The organism is Dactylosporangium sp. CS-033363 (genome assembly GCF_050942475.1).
Classification (GTDB): Bacteria; Actinomycetota; Actinomycetes; order Mycobacteriales; family Micromonosporaceae; genus Dactylosporangium.
The window spans coordinates 4692960-4704926 of record NZ_CP192032.1; the positions used below are offsets into that span (position 1 = coordinate 4692960).

Genomic DNA, 11967 nt, shown 5'->3' on the forward strand with positions numbered 1-11967 from the left:
TTGCAATCAGGCGAGCGCGGAGCGCTTCCGGTCCGCGAACTCGGCCTCGGTGAGCAGGCCGCGGGCGTTGTCCTCGGCCAGGTGCTGCAGCACGGCCACCCGCTGCTCGGTGCCCGGGTCGGCCAGCATCCCCTTGAGGCGGGCGAACTCGTCGCGGGTCAGCACGCCCGCGCTGCGCAGCCGGCCCAGGCTGGCCCGCACCGAGGTGCCGGCCGTGCTGCGGCGCCGCTCGAGCCAGTTGCCGGTGACGAGGCCCAGGCCGACCGGGATGAAGACGGCGCCCATGATCAAGATGCCGAGTCGGCCGTCGGACGGTACCGAATCCTGGGTTGCGGCTTTGATGATCGCGCCGAGACCCAGGGCGGTGAAGCCGACCGTCCACAGCCACAGGCCGGTGCCCTTGTTCAGGCCGCCCCGGCTGATGGCGATGCCCGCGACCCAGGCGACCGTCCCGGCGAGGAGCAGGTAGGTCATCGTCCAGGTGCCCGACGGGCAGCTGCGGGTCGAGATGTAGGGGCCGCCCGACGAGCAGCTGCCCGTGTTGGCCAGCTGGTTCAGGCCGAAGCCGAGCACGAGCAGCCCGGCCGCTCCCAGCACGATGCTCAGCGCGTCACGCGATCTCCCGGTCACGCGGCGAGGATCGCATCGAGGGGCGTCAGACGCTGTCCGGTAGGCGACCGTCCTCGGTCGCGGGCAGGTTGGCCAGCACGATCTCGGTCACCTCGCCGAAGACGCGCAGCTGCTCCTCGGTCAGCAGGTCGACGAAGTGCCGCCGGACCCAGGCGACGTGGTCCGGCGCGGCCGCCTCGATCGCCCGGCGGCCGTCCTCGGTCAGCACCACGTCGGTGGCCCGCCCGTCCGCGCGGTCCTCGCGCCGCACGACCAGCCCGCGCTCCTCCATCCGCCCGATGTGCCGGGAGAGCCGGCTCTTCGACCACTGCATCCGCGCGGCCAGGGCGGTCAGGCGCTGCCGGTGCCCGTCCGCGTCGGTCAGGTTCGACAGCACGTCATAGTCGGGCGCGGACAGGCCGGACGAGCGCAGCAGGTCCCGCCCCATTTCGGCATCCAGGAGCAACCGCATTCGCCGGTACCCGATCCACGCCCGGAACTCCCGCTCGTTCAACCACGCCATCGCCAGATCCTAGCGAGTTCGTTGACATGTAAACCGACTCGGGCCTAGGTTGGTTTACATGTCAACTCTCTCGTTCGGGCTGGGCGTGCCGGCGGGCCCCGAGCCGGGCTTCGATCCGATCGCGTACGGGCGCCGCGCGGAGGAGCTCGGCTTCGACTTCCTGTCCATCTCCGACCACCCGGCGGCCACCGGCGGCACCTACGAGGCGTGGACGGCGCTGTCCTGGATCGCCGCCTCCACGAGCCGGATCCGGCTGGCGACGCGGGTGCTCGGGGTGCCGTACCGGCCGCCGGCGCTCGTGGCGAAGATGGCCGAGACCTTCGACCGGCTCTCGGGCGGCCGGCTGATCCTGGGCCTCGGCGGCGGCTACTCGGACGGCGAGTTCCGCGCGTTCGGGCTGCCGGTGCCGACCCCGCGCGACAAGGTCGACGGCCTGGCCGACGCGATCCACATCGCGCGCGGGCTCTGGTCGACCCCGTCGTTCACGCACGCCGGGCGCGTGCACCGGGTCGAGGAGGCGGATGTGGTACCGCGGCCGGAGCATGTGATCCCGATCTGGCTCGGCACGTTCGGCGACCGCGCGCTCGCGATGACCGGCCGGCTCGCCGACGGCTGGATTCCCTCGCTCGGCTCGGCCCCGCCCGAGCGCGTCCCGGCCATGCGCGACAAGATCTACGCCGCCGCCGAGGCCGCCGGGCGCGACCCGAGTTCTCTGACCCTTGCGTACCACGTGCAGGTCGACCCGTCCGCCGAGTCCGTCGAGGCGATCGCCGAGCGGCTCAGCGGGTACACCCGCCTGGGCTTCAATGCCCTGAGCCTGGTGCCGGAGGGACCGGACCGCGCCGAGTCCGTCGAGCGGCTGGCTGCCGTCCGGGTGCTACTTAGTTAGGGGCTTGACAGTTAGGGTCCTAACTCTTAGCTTTCTCAGTATGGACGCGATGGACCGGCCCCTCACCAGCACGCTCGAGCTGCTGCGCTGGATCGGATGGGCGCAGCGCAAGGCGGGCGAGGACTGGATCCGCGCCCGCGAGCTGAGCTTCGAGCAGGGCTTCGTGCTGGGCTACCTGGCCCAGAGCCCAGGTGCCATCCAGCGCGACATCGCCCAGATCACGCGCACCAGCGCGGCCAGCGTCTCCGGGCTGCTGCAGGGCCTGGAGCGGCGCGGGCTGGTCGAGCGGCGGACCGAGGCCGGCGACGAGCGCAGCAAGCGCGTCTACGCCACCGAGGCCGGGATCGAGCTGATCTCCGGCTTCGAGGCGGCGATGACCGGCCTCGAGGACACCATCCTGGCCCCGCTCGACCCGGCCGAGCGGGCCACCCTGCACGCCCTGCTGGTGAAGATCACGGCGGAGCTGCCGCAGCCCACGCGCTGACCCCTTCGTTTCCTCACGCTTTTCCTCACGCTTTTCCTCACGCGCCGGTGACTCGCCGTCGCGCGATCCACCCTGCCTTGAAAGAGATCGCCATGAGCACCATGACCTTGGAAGCGCCACCCGAGACCGTCGGCAGCAACCGCTGGTACCTCTCCGCCGCCCCGATCGCCCGCGCCCTCGTGCACCTGTGCGTGCCGATGGCCGCCGCGATGATCGTCGGCGCCGTCTACAACGTCATCAACGCCGGGTTCATCGGCTCGCTGCACGACAGCGCCCTGCTCGCCGCGGTCACCTTCGGCACCCCGCTGCTCGGCCTGGTCATGGCCGTCGGCAGCGTGTTCGGGGTCGGCGGCGGCGCGCTCATCTCCCGGCTGCTCGGCGCGTCCGAGCGCGACCCGGCCAAGGCCGGCGAGATCAAGCGGGTCTCGTCGTTCGCCGTGTGGGGCTCGGTGCTCGCCGGCGCCGTGTTCGGCGGGCTCGGGCTGCTCCTGCTGCACCCGCTGGTCGGGCTGCTGGGTGCGGATGCGGCGGCGGTACCGGCCACGCGTTCCTACGTCGCCGTCATGCTCGCGTTCGTCCCGGTCATGGCGGCCGCGTTCTGCCTCGAACAGCTCGTGCGCGCCGAGGGCGCCGCCCGCCAGGCGATGATCGGCCTGATCGCCTCCACCGTGGCCAACCTCGTGTTCGACGTGCTGTTCATCCTCGTCCTGCCCTGGGGCGTCGGCGGCGCCGCGCTCGCCACCGGCCTGGCCAACCTCGTCAGCGTCGCGTACTGGGCCTTCTGGCTGCAGCGCAACAGCGAGCACGTGAGCCTCGCCCCGCGCTGGTTCACCCTCTCCCCGTCCGTGCTCAAGCCCGTCTTCGGCGTCGGCTCCGGCGAGCTGCTGCAGGCCGGCTTCCTGATCGTCACCGCCCTCGTCCTCAACAATCTCGCGGCCGGCTACGGCGACGGCCCGCTCGCGGCGATGGGCGTCGCCGTGCGGATCGCGCAGGTGCCGGAGTTCCTCATCATGGGCGTCACCATCGGCGTCCTGCCGCTGCTCGCGTACGCCTACGGCAAGGGCGACCGCGCCCGGCTCAACGCGGCGCTGCGGGCCGCGGCGACCACGGTCGGCGCCGTCGCCGCGGTGTTCTTCGTCGGCGTCTTCCTGTTCCGCGAGCAGGTCCTGTCGCTGTTCTCGGCCGACCACTCGGTGCTCGGCATCGGCGTCACCGTGCTCATGGCCCAGCTCACGGCCATGGTCGTCAACGGCTTCACCGGCCTGCTGACCTCGCTGTTCCAGGCGGCCGGGCGCTCGGTGCCGGCGATCGTCATGTCGCTGTCGCAGGGCGTGCTGTTCATCCCGATCGTGATCCTCGGCAACGTGTGGTTCGGCCTGGCCGGCATCATCTGGGCGCTGACCGTCACCGAGATCATCGTCTTCCTGGTCGGCGTCGCGATGTGGCTCGTGTCCCGCCGCGCGATCGACCGGGGCCTGGCCGAGGGCTCGCCGGAGCGCGCCGAAGCCGTGCTGGAAGCCTGAGCTGCGGTTAGGTTGAGTCGATGCAGACCTTGACGGTGGACTTCATCATGTCGCTCGACGGCTACGGCGCGGCCGAGGGCTGGCCCGGCTTCTGGGGGATGGAGGGGCCGGAGTACCTGGCCTGGCTGGGGGAGCAGGAGCGGCACGCGGCGCTCATGGGCGCGACCACGTACCGCCTGATGCACGGCTTCGCCACCCAGGCCCCCGGCGAGCAGGGCATGGACGCGCTGACCGCCCAGCCGAAGATCGTGTTCTCCTCGACCCTGCAGGAGCCGCTCCCGTGGGCCAACTCCCGGCTGATCACCGGCGGTGCGGTGGAGGCGGTGCGCAAGCTCAAGGCGGAGTCCGACCTGCCGCTGCGCACGCTGGGCAGCCTGTCGCTGAGCCGCTCGCTGCTCACGGCCGGCCTGGTCGACCGGTACCGGGTCGTGGTCTTCCCGGTCATCACCGGCGCCACGGGCCGGGAGCGGCTCTTCGACGGCTACCCCGACCTGAAGCTGGACCTGGTCGAGCACCGCACCTTCGACGGCCGGCTCCAGCTGCTGGAGTACGTCCCGACCGTGCTCGACGGCCCGCCCGCCCCGTAGTTCAGGCGGGGTTCCCGGCGGACCGGGGCCGGTCGCGCGTGCGGGCCGCGCTGCGCAGCTGCAGCGACTGCCGGTGGATGCGCTCGGACTCCGCGATGAGCGCCGCCGAGGCGGCCAGCGCCTCGGCCACCGCGGACGCCGGGACCCGCTCGTAGATGGCCGGCGCCGGAGCTGGTTCGACCATGCTGGTCACCGTGGCCCGCCCGCCGCTCGGCGGCTACCCCCGCAGACGAAGTCCCGGCCGGCCGCCGCATGCGCGGAACGTATAGGCGGTTCGTCTGATGTACAGCGGCACACCCCGGTCGTATGGTCGCGACCGGAGGGCGGTGCCCGGAGACGATGACGACGACGGTGTTCGAGACGCGCGACGCGGGCGCGGCCGAGCGGATGATCAGCGACACGTTCGCCCGGATGCGGATGGACGTGATCGGCGGCCGCGCCTACATGCGCATGGCGCGGACCACGCTCGGCGCGCACGCGACCCTCTCCCGGGTCACCTACGGCATGTCCTTCACCGGCGCCGGCGACCCGTTCGGGCTGCTGACCTTCGGCCGCGTGCGCGCCGGCACCGCCGTCTACCGCACCGGCGGCGTGTCGACCGACTACGCGCCCGGCGACCCGTTCCTGGCCTGCCAGCCGGACCGCGCCTGGAGCTGCGACCTCGACCACTTCGACGCCGACGTCACCTACCTCGACCCGGCCCTGCTCACCGAGGTCGCCCCGCCGGAACCGGTGCGCTTCACCGCGTACCGCCCCGTCGACGCGGCCGCCACCGCGCGCTGGAACGACGTCCTGGACTTCGCCCTGGGCCTGATCGGCCGCGACGACTGCACCGACAACCCGCTCATCGCCGGCACGACCGCCCGCCTGCTCGCCGCCACCGCCCTGACCGTCTTCCCGAACACCGCCCGCACCGACCCGACCATCGAGGACCGCCACGACGCCCACCCGGCCTCCCTGCGCCGCGCGATCGCGTTCATCGACGGCAACCCCGGCGGCGACCTGAGCATCGCCGACATCGCCGGAGCCGCCCACATCACCGTCCGCGCGCTGCAGCTGGCGTTCCGGCGCCACCTGGACACCACCCCGACGGCGTACCTGCGGCGGGTCCGCCTCGAACACGCCCACCGCGACCTGGCCGCCGCCGACCCGGCATCGACCACGGTCACGGCGGTCGCGGCCCGCTGGGGGTTCGCCAACCACAGCCGCTTCACCGCGAACTACCGCGCCACCTACGGCCGTCCGCCGAGCCACACCCTGCGCCGGGCGTGACAGATGTGTGTCATGGCTGAGCTGTCGCAGCGCGCCGGCGAGCCGCGGAGTGGCACCCGGCCCAGCGGCGGGTGGCCGAGGCCGAGGCCCGCGACCTCATCGGCGCCCTGCAGCGCGAGCTGATGCCCGATGGGGTGCCCGTGCTGCTCCGGGTGCTGCTCGCGGCCGGAGCAGCCTGCTCGCCGACGCCGACGCCGACGCCGACGCCGACGCCGACGCCGACGCCGACGCCGACGCCGACGCCGAGACTGCGGCCGGCGGGGACTGGTTCGACGCCGTCGCGCTGCCGGACGGCCGGCGTGCCGGCGCTGGTCCGGGTGCCGCACGGCACGGAGGTGGCGGATTCGCGGGGGCCGGGTACTCTTGGTCGCGAAGGGGAGTAGTCCTTCGCCGGTTCGCCGTCAGTTCGGGGCCCTTGTGGCTCCCGGTGGCCGGGCCCCGCCCCGGGGTGGACGAGACCTTCGACCCAGCAGGTGACATACGTGTTGCCGCGGACAGGGTCGAGGTCTCGCATGCGAGAGTTCGGCTCGCGTCGGCGGCGGGAAGGACACTCGATGCCCACGATCGCCGACCGCATTCGCCGGTTCCTGAGCAGCCCGCAGGGGCAGCGCCTCGTCTCCCGCGCGCAGGTTGAGCTGCGCAAGCCTGAGAACCGCCGCCGTCTGCAGCAGGTCGTGTCCCGTGTCCGCCGTCGCGGCTGAGGCCTTGACTGCGGTCGCGGCCGACGCTCGCCCGGCGGTCGCGGCTGGGGCTCGTGCCGGCGTCGCTGCTGGCGCTCGCCCCGCCGTCGCGGCTGAGGCTTGTTCCGCCGCGGTCGAGGCTGACGCTCGTCCGGCGGTTGCGGCTGCGGCTCGTGCCGCGATTGCGACTGAGGTTCGCTCCGCCGTGGCGGCGGAGGCCCGTGCCGCCGTCGTGGCTGAGGCTCGCTCCGCCGTAGCGGCTGGGGCTCGCCCCGCCGTTGCGGCTCTCTTCTATCGGGCGGACGTCGTGCTGGTGGTCGCCGGCGTCCCCGGCGCGGGCAAGACAACGCTGCTGCGGCGCCTCTTTCCGCCCGGGACCGCGGGCGTGCGCGTGCTCGACTCGGACCACACGCGCACGTGGTGGCGGCCGTACCTGGGCCGGCTTCCGTACCGCTGGTGGCGCCCGATCGTCCACGTGACCCACTACGCGCGGGTGCTGCTGGCCCTGCGCGCGCCGGGCCCCGTGGTCGTCCACGAGTGCGCGACCAAGTCCTGGGTCCGGCGGATGCTGTTCACCGCCGCGCGGCGGTCGCGCCGGCCGGTGCATCTGCTGCTGCTGGACGTACACCCGCGGGATGCCCTTGCCGGGCAGGAGTCGCGCGGGCGGCGGGTGCGTCCTTCGTCGTTCGCGACGCACTGCCGCAACTGGCGGCAGCTCATGGACGGCGCCGAGGCGACGCACGACGCCGCTTCGGTCACGCGGATGGACCGGGCGGGGGCGACGCGGCTGGAGGCGATCCACTTCACCGGGTGAGGCGGATTGTTTCAGGCCACGTCACGGGGTGCGGCGGGTTCAGGCCACCTCGTCGGGTGCGGCGGACTCGGGCCGCGTCATCGGGTGCGGCGGGTTCAGGTCACGTCGTCGGGTGCGGCGGACTCGGGCCGCGTCATCGGGTGCGGCGGGCCCAGGTCACGTCATCGGGTGTGGCGGGCTCAGGTCACGTCGTCAGGTGCGGCGGGTTCAGGCCACGCAGAACTCGTTGCCCTCGGGGTCGAGCATGACGACGTGCCCGAGCTCGTCGCCGTAGTGCTCCTCGCGGACCACGGTGGCCCCGGCCGCGACGAGCTCGGGGACCTTCGCGCGGATCAGCCGGGCCCGCTCGGCCATGTCCCACGGCCCGGGCCCGGCGACGCGTACGTCGATGTGCATCCGGTTCTTGGCCGTCTTGCCCTCCGGCACCCTCAAGAATCCAATGGCCGGCCCACGCCCGTCGGGGTCCACAATGGACGCATTACCGGGCTCGTCGAACCCGGCCTCCTTGACATAGCCCAGCGCGCCCGCCCAGAACGCCGCGAGCCGCTGCGGGTCGTCGGCGTCACAGCCGAGCGTCCAGAATGTCGCCACCGCCGCAATCTATCCTTTCGGCGATCGGCGGTGCATGATCTTCGCCGTGACGGGAGACTTCTTCTTTCGCCGGCTCGGCCGCTGGTCGCACGCGCTGGCCCGGCGGCACAGCCTGAGCGCGTTCGGGGCGCAGCTCGCCGGCCGGCCCGGCGGCCGCGCGACGTCCGCGTTGCTCATCATCACAAGCCTGCTCTTGTACTTCCTGATCCTCGCCCTCCTCGCGCTCGGCCTGTGGCTGTGCAGCCTGTCGTTCCCGGGGTTCGGCCTGGTCCCAGGCCTGCCGCTGGTGGCCATGGCGGTGGAACTGCGCCCGCGCTTCAATCGCGTACCGAAATACGCCACCGAGGTGACCGCGGCCGAGGCACCCGAGCTGCACCGCCTGATCGGCCACGTGGCGGCCGCACTGTCCGCCCCGATCCCGGCCGTCTACGTCGAGGAGGACGTGTTCAACGCCTCCGCAACACTCGTTGGATTACGCCGCCGCCCGGTGCTGGTACTCGGCCTGCCGCTGTGGGTCTCCCTCCCGGCGCAGCAGCGGGTCGCCCTGCTGGGCCACGAACTCGGCCACTTCGTCAACGGCGACCCCCGCCGCGGCCTGTTCGTGTCGCCGGCGGTGATCGCCCTGCAACGGGTCGACGAGTGGCTGCAGCCGGTGGTCGGCGTGGCCAGCATCGTGACCCGGCTCGTGCTGGGCCTGGTCACGGGCGTACTGCGCGCGGCGATCCTGCCGTTCCGCGTGGGCATCGCACTGCTGGCGGTGCGGGACGGGCAGCGGGCGGAGTACCGAGCGGACCGCCTGGCCGCCACGGTCGGCGGCCGCACGGCGGCGGTCGACCTGTTGGATATCCTGCTGCTGCGGGACAGCGTCGTCATGCTCGTCATGCGCAACGCCCGGACCGGCCGCCCGCTGGCCGAGTGGCCGGAGACGATTGCCAAACTCCTGGTCGAGGTCCGCCCCAACCTGGCCGCGCGCCGGGAGTCCTCGTTGGACAACGTGTCGCTGTTCGACTCCCACCCGCCGAACGGCCTGCGCTCCCGGGCCCTGGAGTCACTGACCTCCGAGTCGGCCGCGGTGGTGGTCACCTCGGCCCAGAACGCACGCATCGACGCCGAACTCGCGGAGCCGGCCGCCCGCTCGGCCCGCACCCTCAAACGCCTATGAACCAAACCCTGATCTTGTACCGTTCGAGCCGCTGAATCTCCGGCCAGTCCTCATTCCCGGCTCCGGCGATGCGCCGCTGGTGCTCCGCCCGCCCCGCGTGCCCGAGCGCAACCCCGTACCGCCCGGGCCCGCCGGGCAGCGGGATTTCGGGCAACGCTCCCTCGTCGGTGTCGCCCTCGATCAGGATGCGCCCGGTCGGAAAATCCAACACGGTGCGGACCTCCCAATGCCAACTCCCATCAGCGTTGGATTCACCAGGCGACCCATCGAGCAAGGTCTCGTTGGCCTTGGATTCGGCAGGCGACCCATCGAGCGGGGTCTCGTTGGCGTTGGATTCGCCGGGCGACCCATGGAGCAAGGGGTTGTTGGTGTTGGATTCGGCCGGCGGCCGGTCGAGCGGGGTCTCGTTGGTGTTGGGTTCGCCGGGCGGCCGGTCGAGCGGGGTCTCGTCGGCGTCGGCGTCGGTCGGCGGCCCGTCGAGCAGTTCCAGGATCAGTCGCGGCCGGCTGTACTGGCTTGCGCACCGCACGCGCAGCACCGCCCCGGCCGCCCCGATCATCCGCCCGCCGCGACTGCCGGGAATCCGCGCCGCGTCGGCGGCGGGTCGCTGCGCCGCGCGCGTGTCGGCCGAGACATCGCGGAGCAGGAACAATCCCTCAGCCGTTGGAATGTCGAACTCGCGTCCATCCATTGTTGGATAACCGTAGTCGGTGCGATTCGGTACCGTGGTCCGCGTGCGAGCCGCCGACCACGTCCCACTGGGCCGCACCACGCTGTCCGTCACCCGGCTGGGCCTGGGTCTCGCCTCGATCGGCGGCCTGCACACCCCGGTCTCCACCCTGGACGCGGACGAGACCATCGACACCGCCTGGCGCCTGGGCGTCCGGTTGTTCGACACCGCCCCGGTCTACGGCTACGGCCGCTCGGAACGCCGAGCCGGCCGCCGCCTGCGCACCCGCCCGCGCGACGAGTTCGTCCTGTGCACCAAGGTCGGCCGCCTCATCGAACCCGGCGGCCCGGACGGCCAACCGATCTGGGCCGACCCGCCACCGGGACTGGGCCCCCGTCTGGATTACACCGCCGACGGCGTGTACCGCTCGCTGGCCGACAGCCTCGACCGACTCGCCCTGGACCGCGTGGACGTCCTGCACATTCACGACCCCGAGTTGGATTTCCCAGCGGCCCTGGAAACCGCGTACCCGGCCCTGGCCCGCCTGCGCGCGACGGGCCGGATCGCCGCAATCTCCCTGGGCGTCAACCACGCCGACGTAGCCGCCCGCTTCATCCGCGCCGTACCCGACCCGGGCATCGACTGCGTCATGCTGGCGGGTCGCTGGACGCTGCTGGACCGTACGGGCGCGGACGACCTGCTGCCCCTGTGCCTGGAGCGCGGCGTGGCCCTGCTCGCCGCCGGGGTGTACCAGGGCGGCGCGCTGCTGGACGAGACCGATCCGGCGGCCTGGAGTATCCGCGAGACCTGCGACCGCCACGGCGTACCGGTGCTGGCGGCCGCGGTGCAGTTCCCGTTCCGCCACCCGTCGGTAGCCGCCGTGGTGGTCGGCGCCCGCTCGGCGGCCGAGATGGAACAGAGCGCGGCCCTGCTGGAGCACCCGATCCCCGATGCTCTCTGGGACGACCTCGCCTAACAGCGCACTGGCTTTGCGGCGTCCTCGTCCAACGGCGTCCTCGTCCAACGGCGTCCTCGTCCAACGGCGTCCTCGTCCAACGGCGTCCTCGTCCAACGGCGTCCTCGTCCAACGGCGTCCTCGTCCAACGGCGTCCTCGTCCAACGGCGTCCTCGTCCAACGGCGTCCTCGTCCAACGGCGTCCTCGTCCAACGGCGTCCTCGTCCAACGGCGTCCTCGTCCAACGGCGTCCTCGTCCAACGGCGTCCTCGTCCAACGGCGTCCTCGTCCAACGGCGTCCTCGTCCAACGGCGTCCTCGTCCAACGGCGTCCTCGTCCAACGGCGTCCTCGTCCAACGGCGTCCTCGTCCAACGGCGTCCTCGTCCAACGGCGTCCTCGCCCAACGGCGTCCTCGTCCAACGGCGTCCTCGTCCAACGGCGCCCTCGTCCAACGGCGCCCTCGCTCAACGGCGTCCTCGCTCAACGGCGCTTTGGTCCAGCGTCGACCACGTGTTCCTCGGCGTCGTCGAGGAGGGCGTACAGCCCCGATCCGCCGATCACGGCGCCCTATGCCTAGCGGCGCAGCAGGGCCTCTACCCCGTCGCGGAAGGTCTCCCCGATCAGCGCCGGGTCGAACAGGCACCCCGCGGCCATAGCTCCATCGCGCAGCATCACGAAATGCCGCGCGGCCGGTCCAGGCTCGTCCGTGAGGTGCGCCAGCAGCCCGGTGACCGTGTCCAGAAACCACTGCCGATGCTCCAGCACAGCCTGATGCACCGGATGCGCCGGATCGGGATACTCGGCGACAGCGTTGAGAAACGCACACCCCCGGAACCCGCGCGAGCGGATGCCCTCGGCGATCGCGTTCGCAATGGCCCGGATGGCGTCATCGGCCGGCATACCGGCAGCCAGCGCCCCGCCCATCTGTGCGCGGATGTCCTGGTCGGCCTGCCGCAGGTACGCGAGGATCAGGTCGTCCTTGCCCGGGAAGTGCCGGTACAACGTGGCCCGGGTCACCTGCGCCTCGGCCACGATCCGGTCGATTCCCACCGCGTGGATGCCCTCGGCGTAGAAGATCCGGCTCGCCGTGCCGAGCAACCGCTCCCGCGCCTCGGACGGCTTCACGGAGGTATCACTGCTGCGCACCATGCCTGCCATCTTACGCGATAGAACGTTCGGTCTTGCATTGCGAACGAAGAGCTGTCAT

General features: G+C 72.2%; 17 protein-coding genes. 11 read left to right on the plus strand and 6 right to left on the minus strand.

Annotation, left to right across the window (positions count from 1 at the left end):
• Positions 1-6: 6 nt before the first annotated feature.
• Positions 7-630, minus strand: a complete 624-nt coding sequence (locus ACQPZ4_RS21690) for a hypothetical protein (protein WP_433064051.1) — start codon at positions 628-630, stop codon at positions 7-9.
• Between the two features lie 25 nt (positions 631-655).
• Positions 656-1132, minus strand: coding sequence for a MarR family winged helix-turn-helix transcriptional regulator (locus ACQPZ4_RS21695; RefSeq protein ID WP_433064053.1), 477 nt, complete (start codon positions 1130-1132; stop codon positions 656-658).
• Positions 1133-1190: 58 nt separating this feature from the next.
• On the opposite strand from ACQPZ4_RS21695, the gene ACQPZ4_RS21700 reads away from it, so the two are divergent.
• From ACQPZ4_RS21700 to ACQPZ4_RS21715, 4 genes are all read left to right on the plus strand, one after another.
• Positions 1191-2021, plus strand: coding sequence for an LLM class flavin-dependent oxidoreductase (locus ACQPZ4_RS21700; RefSeq protein WP_433064056.1), 831 nt, complete (start codon positions 1191-1193; stop codon positions 2019-2021).
• A 40-nt stretch (positions 2022-2061) separates the two neighbouring features.
• Complete coding sequence (locus ACQPZ4_RS21705) at positions 2062-2505, plus strand: MarR family winged helix-turn-helix transcriptional regulator (RefSeq protein WP_433064059.1); 444 nt, start codon at positions 2062-2064, stop codon at positions 2503-2505.
• Positions 2506-2597: 92 nt separating this feature from the next.
• Positions 2598-4028, plus strand: a complete 1431-nt coding sequence (locus ACQPZ4_RS21710; RefSeq protein ID WP_433064061.1) for an MATE family efflux transporter — start codon at positions 2598-2600, stop codon at positions 4026-4028.
• 20 nt (positions 4029-4048) lie between these two features.
• Positions 4049-4615: a dihydrofolate reductase family protein gene (locus ACQPZ4_RS21715; protein ID WP_433064063.1), complete on the plus strand. Its 567-nt coding sequence runs from the start codon at positions 4049-4051 to the stop codon at positions 4613-4615.
• Position 4616: 1 nt separating this feature from the next.
• Here the strand turns inward: ACQPZ4_RS21715 and ACQPZ4_RS21720 are convergent, their stop codons facing one another.
• The gene (locus ACQPZ4_RS21720; protein ID WP_433064066.1) at positions 4617-4799 is read right to left on the minus strand and encodes a hypothetical protein; all 183 of its coding nucleotides are present in this window, start codon (positions 4797-4799) and stop codon (positions 4617-4619) included.
• A gap of 155 nt (positions 4800-4954) precedes the next feature.
• On the opposite strand from ACQPZ4_RS21720, the gene ACQPZ4_RS21725 reads away from it, so the two are divergent.
• From ACQPZ4_RS21725 to ACQPZ4_RS21740, 4 genes are all read left to right on the plus strand, one after another.
• Positions 4955-5887: an AraC family transcriptional regulator gene (locus tag ACQPZ4_RS21725; protein ID WP_433064069.1), complete on the plus strand. Its 933-nt coding sequence runs from the start codon at positions 4955-4957 to the stop codon at positions 5885-5887.
• Between the two features lie 71 nt (positions 5888-5958).
• Complete coding sequence (locus ACQPZ4_RS21730) at positions 5959-6270, plus strand: hypothetical protein (RefSeq protein ID WP_433064072.1); 312 nt, start codon at positions 5959-5961, stop codon at positions 6268-6270.
• Between the two features lie 171 nt (positions 6271-6441).
• A complete protein-coding gene (locus ACQPZ4_RS21735) occupies positions 6442-6588 on the plus strand; it encodes a hypothetical protein (protein WP_433064075.1) in 147 nt (48 codons plus the stop codon).
• 286 nt (positions 6589-6874) lie between these two features.
• Positions 6875-7381 carry an AAA family ATPase gene (locus ACQPZ4_RS21740; RefSeq protein ID WP_433064077.1) on the plus strand — a complete coding sequence of 169 codons (507 nt, stop codon included), beginning with the start codon at positions 6875-6877 and terminating at the stop codon, positions 7379-7381.
• Between the two features lie 207 nt (positions 7382-7588).
• Here ACQPZ4_RS21740 and ACQPZ4_RS21745 read toward each other — a convergent pair whose 3' ends face one another.
• Entirely contained in the window at positions 7589-7972 is a 384-nt protein-coding gene (locus tag ACQPZ4_RS21745) for a VOC family protein (RefSeq protein ID WP_433064080.1), read from the minus strand.
• 46 nt (positions 7973-8018) lie between these two features.
• Between ACQPZ4_RS21745 and ACQPZ4_RS21750 the strand changes: the two genes are divergently transcribed.
• Positions 8019-9134 (plus strand): M48 family metalloprotease, encoded by a 1116-nt coding sequence (locus tag ACQPZ4_RS21750; RefSeq protein ID WP_433064083.1) that lies wholly within the window; start codon positions 8019-8021, stop codon positions 9132-9134.
• Here ACQPZ4_RS21750 and ACQPZ4_RS21755 read toward each other — a convergent pair.
• A complete protein-coding gene (locus ACQPZ4_RS21755; protein WP_433064086.1) occupies positions 9121-9825 on the minus strand; it encodes a hypothetical protein in 705 nt (234 codons plus the stop codon). The two genes, ACQPZ4_RS21750 and ACQPZ4_RS21755, sit on opposite strands and share 14 nt — an antisense overlap.
• Positions 9826-9868: 43 nt before the next feature.
• Between ACQPZ4_RS21755 and ACQPZ4_RS21760 the strand changes: the two genes are divergently transcribed.
• Together ACQPZ4_RS21760 and ACQPZ4_RS21765 are read left to right on the plus strand one after the other, a co-directional pair.
• Positions 9869-10780, plus strand: coding sequence for an aldo/keto reductase (locus ACQPZ4_RS21760; RefSeq protein WP_433064089.1), 912 nt, complete (start codon positions 9869-9871; stop codon positions 10778-10780).
• Positions 10762-11337, plus strand: coding sequence for a hypothetical protein (locus ACQPZ4_RS21765; protein WP_433066603.1), 576 nt, complete (start codon positions 10762-10764; stop codon positions 11335-11337). The genes ACQPZ4_RS21760 and ACQPZ4_RS21765 overlap by 19 nt, the downstream gene beginning before the upstream one ends.
• Here the strand turns inward: ACQPZ4_RS21765 and ACQPZ4_RS21770 are convergent.
• Entirely contained in the window at positions 11334-11909 is a 576-nt protein-coding gene (locus tag ACQPZ4_RS21770; protein ID WP_433064092.1) for a TetR/AcrR family transcriptional regulator, read from the minus strand. The genes ACQPZ4_RS21765 and ACQPZ4_RS21770 overlap by 4 nt on opposite strands.
• Between the last annotated feature and the right edge of the window lie 58 nt (positions 11910-11967).

Coding starts and splice junctions, on each gene's coding strand:
- ACQPZ4_RS21695 (WP_433064053.1), bottom strand. CDS start 1,132: ATGGCGTGGTTGAACGAGCGGGAGTTCCGGGCGTGGATCGGGTACCGG.
- ACQPZ4_RS21700 (WP_433064056.1), top strand. CDS start 1,191: ATGTCAACTCTCTCGTTCGGGCTGGGCGTGCCGGCGGGCCCCGAGCCG.
- ACQPZ4_RS21705 (WP_433064059.1), top strand. CDS start 2,062: ATGGACGCGATGGACCGGCCCCTCACCAGCACGCTCGAGCTGCTGCGC.
- ACQPZ4_RS21710 (WP_433064061.1), top strand. CDS start 2,598: ATGAGCACCATGACCTTGGAAGCGCCACCCGAGACCGTCGGCAGCAAC.
- ACQPZ4_RS21715 (WP_433064063.1), top strand. CDS start 4,049: ATGCAGACCTTGACGGTGGACTTCATCATGTCGCTCGACGGCTACGGC.
- ACQPZ4_RS21720 (WP_433064066.1), bottom strand. CDS start 4,799: ATGGTCGAACCAGCTCCGGCGCCGGCCATCTACGAGCGGGTCCCGGCG.
- ACQPZ4_RS21725 (WP_433064069.1), top strand. CDS start 4,955: ATGACGACGACGGTGTTCGAGACGCGCGACGCGGGCGCGGCCGAGCGG.
- ACQPZ4_RS21735 (WP_433064075.1), top strand. CDS start 6,442: ATGCCCACGATCGCCGACCGCATTCGCCGGTTCCTGAGCAGCCCGCAG.
- ACQPZ4_RS21755 (WP_433064086.1), bottom strand. CDS start 9,825: ATGGATGGACGCGAGTTCGACATTCCAACGGCTGAGGGATTGTTCCTG.
- ACQPZ4_RS21770 (WP_433064092.1), bottom strand. CDS start 11,909: ATGGTGCGCAGCAGTGATACCTCCGTGAAGCCGTCCGAGGCGCGGGAG.